Here is a 16054-nt window from a genome sequence, read left to right on the forward strand (position 1 = left end):
CAATATGTATGGAAGAAATCTAGACAATGATTCTCGCCAATGGTGGCAGGAAAAAGTCTACGATGGTCGAATTGTGAGTGAATTCAATTGATCGAATCATGACTTTTTTTCCCGAAAGTCAGTGGATGTACATTCTTGCCCAGGTCTCCTGACTTACGCTGGTGGAACACCATTAAAATAGTATTATAGCGATTACAGTAGCGGGTACTGTGCCCGAATTAAACGAGCTTCCCTGCGGCAAAAATGTTTCAAATAACGGTTCGAATTTAGTAGCATAAAACCATTACTTAAAATGCATCAATGCAAATTAAATAAATTTTTCAAAAATTGATGCACTTATAGATTCAGTCTGATGAAACAACGGTGTAAATTCTGTGCTATGATTTCGCCAACAATAAATGGCTCTATCCTAAATCGCTCCGTTTTGGTGCTAAATACGAATTATTCACCAATGGATATTTGTACAGCGCGCCATGCAATTTGTCTTTTTTATAATGAAAAGGTAGAAATCCTGGAATCATATAATGAATCGGTTCATTCACCGTCGGTAACGTTATCCTTGCCAAGCATTGTTAAGCTAAAAGATTTTGTTCGGCATCACAAAATGGATGTAGTATTAAGTCGAAAGAACTTATTAATTCGGGATAAGCATCAGTGTCAGTATTGCTTGATTAAAAAAGGTCCATTGACGCTTGATCATGTAATGCCGAAAAATAAAGGTGGTGGCGATTCTTGGGAAAATCTTGTTACCGCTTGCCAGGTTTGCAACAGAAAAAAAGGTAACCGAACACCATTCGAAGCCAAAATGCCTTTAAAGCGGATGCCGAAAAAGCCCAATAAAATTCATCATTTTCAACAATTTATTCAAGATAAACAAACGGCATGGCGGCCCTATTTATTTATGGAGTCTTTTTAAATGAAACGTGTTTTGAGTGGAATTCAACCCTCAGGTGATCTACACTTGGGAAATTATTTTGGAATGATGTCCAGAATGATTAAGTATCAGGAAGAAAATGACCTATTTTGTTTTATCGTGAATTATCATGCTTTAACAACCATCCAAGATAAAGATCGGCTGGCTTCCAATACATTGAATGCAGCAATGGATTTTATGGCTCTTGGGCTGGATCCTGATCAATCAACATTTTGGATTCAAGGTGATGTGCCACAAGTATGTGAATCCACTTGGCTTTTATCCAATATTGTGAATGTTGGCCTTTTAGATCGAGCTACTTCTTATAAGGATAAACTTGCCAAAGGAATCACCGCCAATGTTGGTCTTTATTCATATCCAATTCTAATGGCATCTGATATCCTTTTATTTGGGGGCGAAATTGTTCCTGTTGGTAAAGATCAAAAACAACACCTTGAAATGACCCGGGATATGGCCATTCGATTTAATAAAACTTTTGGTGAAGTATTTGTCGTTCCTAAACCGGATATTGAAAAAACCACACAATTAGTACCGGGAATTGATGGTCTGAAAATGAGTAAATCTTATGGAAATACCATTCCAATTTTTGGCGCTGAAAAAGCGATTCGAAAAAAGTTTATGTCAATCGTTACCGACTCTACTGAAATTGATAAACCAAAAGATATCAACTCACCCTTATTCCAGTTGTATAGCCTATTCCTGAATGATTCGGAACGAGAAACTTTGGCCGATCGATTCGGAACACCTGGTATGCGTTATGGCGATGTGAAGCAGGAATTATTCGAATGTTTTTGGGCACAGTTTGAACCGTTCCGGGAAAAACGAGAATACTTGACCGGTCATAAAGACTATGTTATACAAAAATTAAATGAAGGCGCTGAGAAAGCTGGCGCTGTAGCCGATTCATATTTAACCAAAGCCAGGGAGGCGATGGGGTTGCAATATGGAGAAGTAAATGTATAAAGTTCAACTCAGTCAATTTGAAGGGCCATTGGACTTATTGCTATATTTTATTCGTCGTGATGAAATTGATATTTATGATATCCCCATTGCCCAAATTACTGCGGAATATTTGCAAATTATTGAAGATTTGAAATCAATGAATCTTTCAGTTGCCGGTGAATTCATTCTAATGGCTGCTACGCTAATGCGTATAAAATCTAAAATGTTGATTCCACGCACTGAATTGGATGATCAAGGTGAACCAATTGATCCAAGAACAGAGTTGGTGAAACAGTTATTGGAATATCAACGCTTTAAGGATGTGTCAACAGATTTATCGATGCAATGGCATGAGCAAAGTTATCGCCATGAGCGGACAACTGTTCAAGATATAGAAGGAATGGATGATCCAGGCGTTTATTTGCGCAAAGTAAATCTTTTTGATTTGGCTCAATATTTTAAAGAAGCTATGGACAGAAGGCCTGTGATCACCTCGTATGAAATGCACAGAGAACCGGTCAGTTTGGATGACAAAAAATATTTTATCCTTAAATCTTTTGATGGGGACGGTATTTTAAGATTCAAATATTTATTATCAAAATGTGAAGATAAAATAGAAGTTATTGTTACTTTTTTAGCCATCCTCGATCTTATGAGGTTGTTTGAAGTTGTTGTTTATCAAAATGAGTTATTTGATGATATGGAAATTCATCGACTCGAAAAAAATTAAAAGATAATCATGGAAAATATTGAACTAATAATAGAAGCATTGTTATTTGCAAGCCCGGAACCACTTACGCAGAAAAAGGTTAATTTAATTTTTGAAAATGAATCGCCCAATTTGGAAGAAGTTTCTGAAGAACTTTCTGAACGATATTTGGCTCAGGGAAATGCTTTCGAAATTCAAAGAGTAGCTGGTGGATTTCAACTGCGGACATTACCGGAGTATGATATGTATGTTCGCCGATTATTGAACAAAACAGGTCAACTCCATCTTTCTCAAGCGTCTCTAGAGTCCCTTTCCATTGTGGCTTATAAGCAACCTATCAGCCGATCCGATATTGAGGCCATTCGTGGTGTGGATTGTGCAGGTGTCCTAAAAACTTTATTAAAAAAATCCCTCATAAATATAAAAGGTAGGGATGAAGGTCCCGGTCGGCCTTTAATGTATGCCACTACTGGTGAATTTCTGCAGGCTTTTGGATTGAGCCGTATTGCAGATTTACCAAAACTTAAAGAAGTAGCTGAATTATTAGAGGAGCAACCAGCCCTTACAGAGCAAATTAATGCGTTTAAATAAATTTATAGCCCAAGCTGGTATCGCCTCTAGGCGAGAAGCGGATAAATTGATAAAAGGTGCCACTGTTACGATCAATGGTGTGGTGGAGGTAAACCCCGCCTATGATGTTCAAGTTTCCGATGATGTTCGATATGACAATGCTCGTATTAAACCGGAATCAAATATAAGAATCATCCTATTAAATAAGCCCGAAGGATATATTACTACGGTGAAAGATCCCATGCGGCGAAAGACGGTGATGGATCTAATTCAGACGGAAGAACGCCTATTCCCCGTTGGCCGTTTAGATAAAGATTCCACTGGGTTATTATTATTGACGAATGATGGTGCATTGGCGAACAAACTTATGCATCCGAAGAATAGAATTCCCAGAATTTATAAAGTTGTAATTGATAAAGTATTCCGCGGTTGGGAAGTTAAACGCTTGGCAACTAGAGTATATATTGGACAGAAAGAATGGGGTAGAGCAGAAGTTGTTGAACAGCAACAAGTGAAAGGCCGTGCGACAGTATTATTGCGTCTTTACCAAGGGAAAAAGAGGGAAGTTCGGCGAATGATGTACAGGATGAAAAGAAAACTGTTCAGTTTAGACCGAATTCAGTTCGGTCCAATTGAACTTGGAAACATTGCTCGTGGTGCATGGCGGGACTTAAATGAGAGTGAACTAAAGGCACTTGATAAACTTAATTCCTGAGGAATTACTTCATTCTAAATTTGTCTTATTAAATTGGTAATCTTATAAAGAAAGCCTTAAATTTCTTGGCTCATTGAGAGTGGAAAATAGATGATTGTCGCCATAGACGGACCTGCAGCAACAGGAAAAAGTACATCAGCTAAATTAGTGGCCCAGAAATTGAGCTTCACTTATTTAGACACAGGTGCTATGTATCGATGCGTTACATTGGCTGTTTTGAGGGATCAGATTTCTTTGGATGATGAGAGAGCTTTTGAGCAATTGCTCAAAAGTATGAATATCCAACTCGATAAAACTGACGACCGTTTGGTCGTTCATTTAAACGGGGAAGATGTTTCAACTGAAATCCGAAAAGCTAAAGTTACCTCCCAGGTGAGCGCCGTGAGTGCGCTACCCCAAGTTCGGTCTGCTTTAGTTGATTTCCAGAGAAATATTGCGAAAGATCAAAATTGTGTCATGGAAGGCCGGGATATAGGAACTGTTGTGTTTCCCAATGCCGAATTCAAATTTTTCCTGATTGCAGATGATAAGATTCGGGCGGAAAGACGCCAATTGGATTTATTAGCAATTGGAGAGAAAAAATCTATTGATGAGTTGGTTGAAGAAATTCGCCAACGGGATGCTCTGGATTCAGGACGATCCCATTCACCATTACGAAAAGCCGATGACGCTATCGAAGTGGACACATCTAAAATGACAATCAATGAGCAGGTTGACTTTATGGTCAACAAAGTAAAAACATTAACAATAGGAAACTAAACCAACATGAGTGAAACAATACAAGAACCTGTCGTTGAACAGACCAATGATTCTCCTGAATTAGCGGTCAGCGCTGAAATAGTGGACGAAGCGCCTACGACTTCTAACGGAGCTGATGCTCCTGGCAAGGATGTGCCAAAACCAGAATTAAATTACTTGGCTTCAGATTTATTTAATGAAGTGCGCCAAGTATCCCTCGAGGAACTAATGAGCTCCGCGGTAATTGAAGAGGTCTCACAGGAAGAACAAGATAGGTATTTATCGACTTTTTCAGAAATAAATGAACGTGAAATCGTAACCGGCCGTGTCATCGGGATGAATGAAAAAGAGATACTGATTGATATCGGTTTTAAATCTGAAGGTGTCATCCACCGAGATGAATTCACTGAAGACACCCTTCCTGAAGTGGGTGAAAAACTGGATGTTTACCTTGAGCGCATGGAAGATGAAAGTGGAAAAACTGTTCTTTCAAAAGAAAAAGCAGATTTTCTTCGTCGATGGACCCAACTCCGTGAAATTCACGAAACCGGTGAAATCATCAGTGGTCGCATTGTTCGTCGAATTAAAGGTGGTATGGTTGTGGATTTAGAAGGTGTTCAAGCCTTCTTACCTGGATCGCAAATTGACGTTCGCCCTGTAAAGGATTTTGATAAATATATTGATACCGAAATGGAATTGCGGGTTGTGAAATTCAATGAATTCCGTAAAAATGTAGTTGTGTCCCACAAAGCGATTCTTGAAGAAAGTCTGGCTGAACAGCAGGACGAATTATTCGAGAAGTTGGAAGTGGGCAATGTCATGGAAGGCCGCGTTAAAAATATTACCGATTTTGGTGTATTTATTGACCTTGGCGGTATCGACGGCTTGCTCCACATTACCGACCTTAGCTGGGGCCGCGTTAATCATCCATCAGAATTAATTGGTATGGATGATACACTTACTATTAAGATCATAGATTTTGATAAAGAGAAAAAACGCGTTTCATTGGGGCTCAAACAACTGACGCCACATCCTTGGGAGAATTTAGAAGATCGCTATCCTGAAGGAACCAAGATTAGTGGAAAAATTGTCAGCTTAACCAACTACGGTGCATTCGTTGAAATTGAACCGGGAGTTGAAGGATTGGTCCATGTTTCAGAAATGTCTTGGACTCGCCATATTAAAAACCCATCAGAAATGTTTTCACTGGGTGATGAAGTTGAAGCAGTTGTATTGGCTATCAATGCTGAAGAACGAAAAATCAGTTTGGGTGCTAAGCAACTCCAAGCAGATCCATGGGATCAGATTGAAGAAAAATATATGGTTGGGACAATTGTGAAAGGAAAAGTCATTAATCTGACTCAATTTGGCGCTTTTGTTGAATTGGAAGAAGGTATTGATGGCTTAATCCATGTTTCTGATTTGTCTTGGACAAAAGTAGTTCGTCATCCAAAGGAAATTATTGAAAAAGGCCAAACGGTCGAAGTTCGCGTATTAGAAGTTTCCCGTGAAAGCAGACGCATTGCCCTTGGACTGAAACAAGTGGAAGAAGACCCATGGCCAGAATTGGTAAAACAATTTGAAACAGGGAAAGAAATAGAAGGTGAAGTGGTTCGCGTACTGGATAAAGGCATAATTTTAATGCTGGATCAGGATGTGGAGGGAATAATTCCTTTTGGTCGCCAACCCAAACGCCAGCGCAAAGCGCTTTCTTCCAAGTACAAAGCCGGTCAAAAAATGAGTGGTGTTGTTATGGAAGTTAAACCGGACGATAAAAAAGTTGTTCTTTACGTAGAAGAACTGAGTAGCGATAAACCGGGTAAGGTTGATGAAGTTCAGGAATATCTTGAAAGCCAAGATGAGCCTGAAGGTGAAAAAATCGAAATACCCACTGGTGCTACAGAAAAAACTGAAGGCGATACTGAGGCGGTGGAGGAATAATTTCCGTCTCTCAGTCTCCTAAATAAATATGGGGAAGGGATTCAATCCTAATAGCCTAAAGTCCTTCCTCTCCTTGCAAAAGCTGGGAATTAGACTTGGTGCCATCGGCTTGGCTGTGCTGCTGTGGTTATTTGTTGTCAGTGAGAATGAATATACTATGGTAGTGGATGTGCCGATCGAAGCACGAAACTTGCCCGCCCGCCATGCTTTGAAAGAAGAAGTTCCTGATGTAGCAAAGGTGCGATTGCGCGGAAGGGGTCGTTCGTTATTTAAAACAGTCATTCTCAAAAATTTTATTCCAAATTTTAAACTAGTTCTGGATTTAGAACGCATTTCTGAAGAATACGATTTTATCCTGAATGATTATTTCGAGAGATACCCACAAAAAGTTGTCATTCCATCTACTTTTGAAGTGAAATATGTGGAAGTCATTTATCCCAGTTCGGTGCACATCAGCCTTGATGAGTATAAAGAAAAGAATGTTTCTGTTCGTTTGGATATATTGATAAAACCGGCGCCGGGTTATTCCTTGGTTGGACAACCAAATGTTTCACCAAAATCAGTAAAAATAGCCGGTTCAAGAAATATTGTTGAAAATGTATCTGAAGTATTTACAGAATCAGATACTATTTTGAATGCAACTTCGAATATTTTTACAACTCTTACTTTGAAAGTGGCCCGTGGTGAATTAATTGAATACACGCCCAAAACGATAACATATCGGCAAAAAGTTCAATCAATTAGCGAACGGATTATTAGTGAAATCCCAGTTAAAATTTTGAATGAACGTGATAACCTTCAGGCGTTTGTAAGTCCACAAACGGTAGCCCTTACAGTAGTTGGAGGAACTGATTTTATCGCTAATCTGAAATCGGATGATATTTTAATCACAGTAGATTTTAACCAGTGGAATTCACAACAGCAATTTTATGATGTAAAAGTCCACACACCATTAGATGTGATCGAATGGATGGATCTCTCCCCACAAAGTATTGAATTAGTGGTGACCAAGAGGGTCGGTTGATCGTCCTCGGGATTGAAACATCCTGCGATGAAACTGCAGCGGCAGTATCTATGGATGGTTCAATAATCTCATCGCAAATTAGTACCCAAACCATTCACCAAAAGTATGGTGGTGTCGTTCCTGAAATCGCTTCCCGCGAACATGAGAAATTATTAAATGACATGGTTTCGGATACATTAAAGGATGCGAAAATATCCCCTCAAGAATTAGAAGGAATAGCTGTGACTCAAGGTCCTGGTTTATCGGGAACATTGATTACCGGAATTTGTTTTGCAAAAGGATTAGCCTTAGGGCTTGGGCTTCCCATTATTGGTGTAAATCATTTAGAAGCCCATATCTTTGCGAACTTTCTGGCTGATCCTGCGTTAAAATTCCCTTTTGTCTGTCTCCTAGTTTCTGGTGGGCATACTCAATTATGGCACGTTAAGGATGTGAATGACTATTCTATGTTGGGCGAAAGCAGGGATGATGCAGCCGGTGAAGCATTTGATAAAGGGGCGAGGATATTGGGTCTGGGATATCCCGGCGGTCCTGAAATAGAAAAATTGAGTATTAGCGGAAATAGAAATGCTATCAAATTCCCACGGGCATTGATGAAAAAGGGCAATCTTGAGTTCAGTTTTAGTGGACTAAAAACATCCCTTCTTTATTATATGGATAGCCATAAAAATGAAAATATGAATGATGTGGCAGCAAGTTATCAACAGGCTATTGTAGATGTATTAATTACCAAATTAAAATGGGCTATGAAAAAAACAGACTGCATTACCTGTGTTATTGCTGGCGGCGTAGCGGCCAACCGATCTTTGCGAAAAAATGTGGAATTAATGTTAGCTACAGAAAAAGTGATTTTTCCTGAATTATCCCTTTGTACTGATAATGCAGCAATGATTGCTTATTTGGGTGAATTGTATTTGTCGCGGGGGATAAAAAGTAATATCGATTTCCCTATTCAACCTAATTTGAAATTAGCATAAGTAATGGATTTTAATTTTCTCCATGAGGTGGACTTTATTTTTTGGGCGACAATTTTTATTGGCATCGGATTGATTTACTATTTATATAAAATTCTTTCAAATGAACAATGGTATCAATTATTACTTGGTTGTCGCATCCTAATCTTTATCATTTTTGGATTATTGTTATTAAACCCAATTGTAAATTTTTCGGGTGAAAAAGAGAAAAAACTGGATTGGGCCATTTTTATTGATAATTCCGCCAGTATAAAGTATCATCAAACACCGTCTCTCAATGCGATTCAATCTGGGGTGCTGTCATTTATGAACCGCTTGAAGGAAAAAAATATTTCTTACGATTTATATCAATTTTCAGACAAAATCAAAAAAGTGAATTCCCCAAAACTAAATGGAATGGGCGTTACAACAAATTTGGGAATCGTTTCGGAAAAAATAAAAAAAGATGAAAAGAATCTCGCTGGTGTTGTAATCGTTTCTGATGGTATAATCACAGAAGGAAAAAATCCGATTTTAAAATTTGAAAACGTTAATATTCCTGTTTATACACTAGGAATAGGGGAAAACAGTGAGTTGGTTGATGTGGCGATTCAGTCTATTGATGTACCAACGGTTGTATTAAAAAGTGATGGTGTGAATGTTCGTACTACAATCCAATCTGTTGGGAATATAAGCGATCGACTCAGTGTGTCACTTTATAATAATCAATCCTTGGTAGGATCAAAACATATTCGACTCGCGGGACAGGGATCCAGAAGGGAAGTAAATTTTCGTTTTCGGCCCAAAGAAATTGGTAAACAAAAGTATGAGGTCAGAGTTTCATCGGTAGAAGATGAAATTAACATTCAAAATAACCGACAGAATTTCAATCTTCTTGTATTGAAAGATCGATATAAAGTGGCACTTTTAACTGGGAGTCCAAATAAAAATACAGCTGTTTTAAAGCGAGTTCTAAAGCAAAATCCGCGAATAGAATTGGATCATTTTACACGAATGACAGAAAAGCGTTTTCGTCCTGCCATTAAATCTTTTTGGGAAACACCTTATGAATTAATCATTTTTGAAAATTATCCAATAAAACCATTATCTTCTAATTTTATTCGAATTCTTGGAAAAAAAGTTTTGGCAAATCAAGCTGCGCTTCTTTTATTCTCAGGCCCTAATCAGTCTAATTCATCTTTAAAGGGGATAACATCCATTCTCGGTATTGCCACTATAGACAGTGTCCCAGAAACTGAACCTAATTATTGGAATTTTGTTGAGGAACAAAATTTCGATGAAACTGATCTGCCGCCCTTAAATCAAAATATTCTTATTTCTGGAAGAGAATTAACTTCAGATACTCTAGCAATTTCCGAATCGAATTGGCCCCTTTGGTTAAGAAATGAGAATGGCAATATCCGGACGATGACGTGGACATCCCCAGGGATTAATATACTTTACTTTAATGACCAAAAGTTAGATAAGGACGGGCCGTTTTCGATCATTTGGGATCAATCCATTTCATGGCTGTTGAAAACTGGTGGTGAACATGAGAACTTTTTTCGTTTCAATAAAGATCGATATCAACAGGGAGAAATGGTGCAGATTACAGGAACACAACCATTTAATCAAGAAATGGGTGCAGCGGTAAATATAATTATTAATATCAAAAATGGTGTCACAAATATTATTTCTCGAGATATATTATTCAATATAGAAGAGCAACGTTGGGTAGGAGAATTCCGAGCACCCGGTCCTGGCGAATATAACTATTCTATCCAGTTTAATTCAGAAAAAATCCCAATCCAATCAGGTGCATTTCAAGTACTGGAAAGCCAGATTGAACTCAATCAAGTTCATTTAAACAAAAAGTTGCTCACATCCATTTCAGATAATACTAATGGACAATTTTTCAAATGGACATCACGAGATAGTATTTTAATTAAAATCAATCCAAAAGTACGTCGTGAATTCAAGGCAGAAATTGTTAAATTTAACGAGAGTAGAATCTTATTATTTATCATGATTCTCCTTTTATGCATTGAGTGGTTTATCCGCCGAAAAAGAGGATTATCATAAAATTTGAAGAAAGAATTTAAATGAAGCGAATTACAATAATTGGCACTGGATATGTTGGCTTGGTGAGTGGCGCTGGTATTTCTGAATTTGGTCATCATGTTACATGTGTTGATATTGATATTGATAAAATTGATCAATTAAAATCGGGAAAAGTTCCAATTTACGAACCGGGGCTCAAATCTCTGGTGAAACAAAATGTAACAAAAGGTCGTTTGCATTTTTCGTCAGATGTGGCTGAAGCAATAAAAGAATCGGACGTTATTTTTATTGCTGTAGGTACACCCCAAGGTAGTAATGGGGAAGCAAATTTGGATGCTGTTGAAGTAGTAGCAAAAGCAATCGGTGAAAATTTAAATGAGTATAAAATAATTTGTACCAAGAGCACCGTCCCCATTGGAACAGGAAAAAAGATTGAAGAAATTATTCAATCCATAAATCCTGAAGCAGAATTTGATTATGTTTCCAACCCGGAGTTTTTGCGGGAAGGAGCTGCCGTAAAAGATTTTTTACATCCCGATCGAGTTGTACTTGGCGCCAGAACAAATAAAGCAATTGATATTATGCGAGAAGTTTATCGCCCTCTTTACATCAATGAAACACCAATCCTTTCTACTTCAGTTGAAACGGCTGAAATGATTAAATATGCTGCAAATGCATTTTTGGCATTGAAAATAAGTTACATCAATGAGATTGCAAATTTGTGCGAAGTTGTTGATGCAGATGTTCATGAAGTTGCTCAAGCGATGGGTATCGACGGACGGATAAGTCCTAAGTTTTTACATCCTGGACCTGGATTCGGTGGCTCTTGTTTTCCAAAAGATACCCACGCACTAGCGGCTACCGGCCGAAAAAATGGTAGTCCCTTGCCCACAATAGAAGCAGCTATCAAAACGAATGCATCTCAAAAGCAGAGAATGGTTTCAAAAATAAATAATCTTCTGAATAATAAATTAAATGGAAAATCAGTGGCTATATTGGGATTGGCATTTAAACCCCAAACAGATGATGTACGGGAAGCTGCTTCAAGAGTGATTATACCACAATTAATTGATTCCGGTGTAAATGTTCGTGCTTATGATCCAATAGCCATGGGAAATTTTAAAAAACACTATCCCAAAATTCAGTATTATGAATCTTGGCAAGATGCAGTTGATGGTGCTGACGCTTGTGTGATTCTGACAGAGTGGAATGAATTACGAGGGATGGATTTGAATGAATTGAAATCCTTAATGAAAACACCTATTGTTCTAGACACAAAAAATATTTTAAGTATGGATAAATTAAATTCATTAGGATTTACTTACGATAATGTGGGGCGCAAAAAATCATAATGAAAGTAACCCAAACATCCATCGGTGGGGTGGTTAAAATCCAACCAAATGTACACTTAGATAATCGGGGATACTTTTTTGAATCCTTTAAATCTTCTGATTTTGAGGCTCATGGCTTACCTTCCAAATTTGTGCAAGATAACCAAGCCAAGTCATCCAAAGGTGTATTGCGCGGATTGCATTATCAATTGAATTTTGCCCAGGGGAAATTGGTTTGGGTAAGTGAAGGTAAAGTATTGGATGTGGCTGTGGACATCCGCAAAGGATCGCCCACCTTTGGCCAATTTGAATCAGCCCTTTTGGATAACGAAACACACACCCGTTTTTATATTCCACCGGGGTTTGCCCACGGATATTTTGTTTTATCGGAAACGGCCATATTTCAGTACAAATGTACTGATGTGTATCATCCGGAAGATGAATATGGTATCTACTGGGATGATCCTGAAATTGGGATTGAATGGGGCATTGGTGATAAATTGGTATCTGAAAAAGATCATATTTTACCTTTGTTAAAAGATATGGATCCAAATTTGTTACCCATGTACCGAGAAAAGAACTAAATGATACCAATTGAACATATCCGCAATAACCCAGAAGAAGTTGCGCAAAAACTAACATCTAAAGGGGAAAATCCAGCAATTGAGGGTATATTAAAATTAGATGAAAAGTACCGGACAGATTTAGGACAGGCCAATGATTTGCGGGCCAAAAGAAATAAAGCTTCTGATGCAATTGCCAAAGCTAAAAGATCAGGGGAAAATGCGGATGATGCAATTAACTCCATGCGGGAGGTTTCTCAACATATAAAAGTGTTAGAAGAAAAAACTCAGGAATCAAAGACTAAGTTGGATGAGCTTTTATTGGGTTTACCCAATCTTCCACATGAATCTGTACCTGCAGGGAAGGATGAAAAAGATAATCCATTGGTGCGTGAATGGGGCGAATCAACTGAATATGATTTTGAGCTTAAAAATCATTTGGAATTGGGCGAAGCACTGGGGCTCTTTGATTTTGAACGGGGCGCTAAAATTGCTGGTTCCGGTTTTCCATTATATACAGGAAGGGGCGCAAAGCTGGAACGGGCGCTGATTAACTATATGCTGGATGTACAAACGGACCAGCACGGTTATACAGAAATTTTCCCGCCTTTTCTTGTTCGCTCAGAATCTGCAATTACGACAGGACAATTACCAAAATTTTCTGAAGATATGTATTTTTCTGAAAAGGATGGCCTGTGGCTGATACCCACGGCAGAAGTACCCTTGACAAACATACATAAAGATGAAATTTTAAATGAAGATCAATTATCAATTAATTATGCCGCCTATTCGGCTTGTTTCCGTCGGGAGGCAGGTTCTTATGGAAAGGACACAAGAGGATTTCTAAGACTTCACCAATTTAATAAGGTGGAACTGGTTAAATTGGTTAAACCGGAAAATTCATATGAAGAATTGGAAAAATTGGTTATCCATGCTGAGTACATCTTGCAATCATTGGGATTGAAATATCGAGTGATTGAATTATGTACAGGAGATTTGAGTTTCTCTGCAGCCAAATGTTACGACCTGGAATTGTGGGCGCCGGGTGAACGAAAATGGTTGGAAGTATCTTCTTGCAGTAATTTTGAAGATTTCCAGGCGCGTCGGGGCAATATTCGTTACCGCAAAGCTAATTATAAGAAAGTTGAATTTGTCCATACCTTAAATGGCAGTGGTGTTGCCACACCAAGGCTATTGGTGGCACTTCTGGAAACATACCAAAAAGAAGATGGAAGTATTGATATTCCCAAGCCGCTACAATCATATCTCGGTGCGGAGGTCCTAGATTAGTCTCCGATCTGTTTGGTTTTTAATTAATGTAGTTTTGTGGACGATTATTTTCGCCACAGCAGGAATTGTTGGATCTATCTTTGAGTGGCGCGGTAAATTTTTAAGTTGGATTACTCAAACTTGGTCCAAGTGGTTACTAATGATTGGTGGTATTCAATATCAAATTGTTGGACTTGAAAAGCTTGACAAAGAAGGAAACTATGTGTTCGTCGCCAATCATGAATCAGCAATGGATATTCCATTGGTATTTGCAGGTTTGCCTTACCACTTGGTGGCTATTGCAAAAATTGAATTGAAAAGAATTCCAATATTTGGTTGGGCCATGATGGCAGGTGGGCACTTTTTTGTGGATCGAAGAAATCATGCAAAAGCATTAAATTCCTTGGATAAAGCAAAAGATTCCATGGCTAAAAACCCTCGCTCAATCATCATTTTTCCTGAAGGCACCCGTTCATTAAATGGTGCAATAATGCCTTTTAAAAAGGGTGGTCTCGTTTTGGCTATGAATATGGGTATCTCTGTTGTGCCCATTGCTCTTTGCGGAACTAGAGATGTCATGAAGAAAAAAGGATTAACTTTAAATAGTCAAACAATTGAGTTACGAATTGGAAGTCCAATTGATACAAAAACCCAGCCCTATGATTCCCGGAATGAATTTGTGGCCAGTGTGCGGGAGAATGTTGTGGCTCTAAAAGAAGAATGGCAAAATGCGGTCTAAATCAATCTATTCGATTCCGGACGCTATGCCATGGCAAAGTGGGTATGTTTCAGAATCACCTATTTATGAAAAATCCCTAGTTGATGCTTGGATCAAAGTTCGGAAAGGCACCATTTTTAATGATATTAATCGCCAACCAATCATGATAATCAATCCGGGCATTGTCAATAAAAATGAAGGGCCAGATATTCATGACGCTATCATTTTCACTGAAGGTAAATTAATTTCTGGAAAAATTGAGGTTCATATTCGCGCCAGAGATTGGTTTTACCACGGGCATGAAAGCGATCCAAAATATAACAATATAATTTTACACATCACCGCCTTTCCGGATAAGGCAGATCGAAAATTAAATAACCGTCTAATTTATTTTAACCCCAAGGGTGAAGATTTACAATGTGATTTAAAGATGCCTAACGTAGGGCCATCATTAGAAAAATCACTCATAGAATTTGGATTAAAACGCTGGTCCCAAAAAGTGCATCGATATCAATCGCGAAACTGGAAGAATAGGGTGCTTCAAGATAGTTTCAAACTTTTTGGTAAGGGAGGAAATGAAAACAACTTTCTTCATTTGCTTGAATTGTTTCAAAGAGGAAAAACCCCTGATTCCCCTGAATTGATAAATATTCAATGGCATCACAGAGGAATTCGGCCTAATGCCTGGCCAGAAAATAGAATTTCAAATGTCTACAATTTGTTTCAATACATAAATATATTAATTACTCCTCCAGCCGAGGTATTATTAAAACTAAAATCAATGGTTAATCTAAATTTGTATGTTGAGTTGACTGGAAATATTTTTAACCCACTAGCTGCAAGCACTTGCCTGAATCAGAGAGATTTTAATTCCTATAAAAAATTAAAAGAAGAATGGCTCAATTTAAAACTGGGTTATAGTTATGGGCGTTTTCAAAAACAATTCAGTGGTGTTTTGTCAACCAGCCAATTAAAAACATTTTCCATACTTCAGGGACTTATTGTATTAGAAGAATCATTTTGTAATGATAAACATTGCATAATTTGTCCGGTAAAGAGATCATATGGCAATCTGGGCTAAGTCTGAAGCTATAGAAAACATTGTCCAATTAAAGGCGACAGGAATAATAGTTGTTTTTACCAATGGATGTTTTGATATAATCCATAAAGGACACACTACCTATTTAAAAGAAGCTCGGGAACTGGGTGGCTTTTTAATTATTGGTCTTAATTCAGATAAGTCGGTGCAACATCTAAAGGGGCCTGAGAGGCCTCTCAATCCAGAAGAGGAAAGGGGTGAAGCGCTACTGGCTCTGGACTATGTGGATGCAGTTGTGATTTTTAATGAGGAAACTCCAAAAAAATTAATATCAGAATTATTACCCAATATATTGGTTAAAGGCGGTGATTACCAAAAAGATGAAATTGCCGGCTGTAATGAAGTTGAAGCTAATGGAGGTAAAGTAATCATCCTGCCTTTTTTGGAAGGCTATAGTACAACAAAAATACTCGAAAACATGGGGAAAAGGTCTTGACTAGGGAAGCCCCAGTCGCCTAATTTCGCCAGCTAAATTTACCCTAAATAT

At 38.1% G+C, this 16054-nt stretch carries 16 protein-coding genes and 1 riboswitch; all 16 genes read left to right on the plus strand.

Going from position 1 to position 16054, the window contains the following annotated elements; translation table 11 throughout:
- Positions 1 to 120: 120 nt before the first annotated feature.
- Positions 121 to 271: riboswitch (cobalamin riboswitch) on the minus strand.
- A 108-nt stretch (positions 272 to 379) separates the two neighbouring features.
- Positions 380 to 916 carry an HNH endonuclease gene (locus HN459_00165; GenBank protein ID MBT3477854.1) on the plus strand — a complete coding sequence of 179 codons (537 nt, stop codon included), beginning with the start codon at positions 380 to 382 and terminating at the stop codon, positions 914 to 916.
- On the plus strand, positions 917 to 1897 hold the full coding sequence (gene trpS / locus HN459_00170) for a tryptophan--tRNA ligase (GenBank protein MBT3477855.1): 981 nt from the start codon (positions 917 to 919) through the stop codon (positions 1895 to 1897).
- Positions 1890 to 2606 carry a segregation/condensation protein A gene (locus HN459_00175; protein MBT3477856.1) on the plus strand — a complete coding sequence of 239 codons (717 nt, stop codon included), beginning with the start codon at positions 1890 to 1892 and terminating at the stop codon, positions 2604 to 2606. Before trpS ends, HN459_00175 begins: the two co-directional genes overlap by 8 nt.
- A gap of 9 nt (positions 2607 to 2615) precedes the next feature.
- The gene (gene scpB / locus HN459_00180) at positions 2616 to 3176 is read left to right on the plus strand and encodes an SMC-Scp complex subunit ScpB (protein MBT3477857.1); all 561 of its coding nucleotides are present in this window, start codon (positions 2616 to 2618) and stop codon (positions 3174 to 3176) included.
- On the plus strand, positions 3163 to 3870 hold the full coding sequence (locus tag HN459_00185; protein ID MBT3477858.1) for an rRNA pseudouridine synthase: 708 nt from the start codon (positions 3163 to 3165) through the stop codon (positions 3868 to 3870). Before scpB ends, HN459_00185 begins: the two co-directional genes overlap by 14 nt.
- 90 nt (positions 3871 to 3960) lie before the next feature.
- Complete coding sequence (locus HN459_00190) at positions 3961 to 4629, plus strand: (d)CMP kinase (protein ID MBT3477859.1); 669 nt, start codon at positions 3961 to 3963, stop codon at positions 4627 to 4629.
- A gap of 6 nt (positions 4630 to 4635) precedes the next feature.
- Positions 4636 to 6549, plus strand: a complete 1914-nt coding sequence (gene rpsA / locus HN459_00195) for a 30S ribosomal protein S1 (GenBank protein MBT3477860.1) — start codon at positions 4636 to 4638, stop codon at positions 6547 to 6549.
- A gap of 28 nt (positions 6550 to 6577) precedes the next feature.
- Positions 6578 to 7573, plus strand: a complete 996-nt coding sequence (locus HN459_00200) for a hypothetical protein (protein ID MBT3477861.1) — start codon at positions 6578 to 6580, stop codon at positions 7571 to 7573.
- Entirely contained in the window at positions 7570 to 8550 is a 981-nt protein-coding gene (gene tsaD, locus HN459_00205) for a tRNA (adenosine(37)-N6)-threonylcarbamoyltransferase complex transferase subunit TsaD (GenBank protein MBT3477862.1), read from the plus strand. The genes HN459_00200 and tsaD overlap by 4 nt, the downstream gene beginning before the upstream one ends.
- Positions 8551 to 8553: 3 nt before the next feature.
- On the plus strand, positions 8554 to 10608 hold the full coding sequence (locus tag HN459_00210) for a hypothetical protein (GenBank protein MBT3477863.1): 2055 nt from the start codon (positions 8554 to 8556) through the stop codon (positions 10606 to 10608).
- A 20-nt stretch (positions 10609 to 10628) separates the two neighbouring features.
- Complete coding sequence (locus HN459_00215) at positions 10629 to 11939, plus strand: UDP-glucose/GDP-mannose dehydrogenase family protein (protein ID MBT3477864.1); 1311 nt, start codon at positions 10629 to 10631, stop codon at positions 11937 to 11939.
- Positions 11939 to 12502 carry a dTDP-4-dehydrorhamnose 3,5-epimerase gene (gene rfbC / locus HN459_00220; GenBank protein MBT3477865.1) on the plus strand — a complete coding sequence of 188 codons (564 nt, stop codon included), beginning with the start codon at positions 11939 to 11941 and terminating at the stop codon, positions 12500 to 12502. Before HN459_00215 ends, rfbC begins: the two co-directional genes overlap by 1 nt.
- Positions 12503 to 13771 carry a serine--tRNA ligase gene (gene serS / locus HN459_00225; GenBank protein MBT3477866.1) on the plus strand — a complete coding sequence of 423 codons (1269 nt, stop codon included), beginning with the start codon at positions 12503 to 12505 and terminating at the stop codon, positions 13769 to 13771.
- 34 nt (positions 13772 to 13805) lie between these two features.
- The gene (locus tag HN459_00230; GenBank protein MBT3477867.1) at positions 13806 to 14489 is read left to right on the plus strand and encodes a 1-acyl-sn-glycerol-3-phosphate acyltransferase; all 684 of its coding nucleotides are present in this window, start codon (positions 13806 to 13808) and stop codon (positions 14487 to 14489) included.
- Positions 14479 to 15549, plus strand: a complete 1071-nt coding sequence (locus HN459_00235; protein ID MBT3477868.1) for a DUF2851 family protein — start codon at positions 14479 to 14481, stop codon at positions 15547 to 15549. The genes HN459_00230 and HN459_00235 overlap by 11 nt, the downstream gene beginning before the upstream one ends.
- The gene (gene rfaE2 / locus HN459_00240) at positions 15533 to 16003 is read left to right on the plus strand and encodes a D-glycero-beta-D-manno-heptose 1-phosphate adenylyltransferase (GenBank protein MBT3477869.1); all 471 of its coding nucleotides are present in this window, start codon (positions 15533 to 15535) and stop codon (positions 16001 to 16003) included. The genes HN459_00235 and rfaE2 overlap by 17 nt, the downstream gene beginning before the upstream one ends.
- The last annotated feature ends 51 nt before the right edge of the window (positions 16004 to 16054 follow it).

The organism is Candidatus Neomarinimicrobiota bacterium (genome assembly GCA_018647265.1).
Taxonomy (GTDB): Bacteria; Fidelibacterota; Marinisomatia; order Marinisomatales; family TCS55; genus TCS55.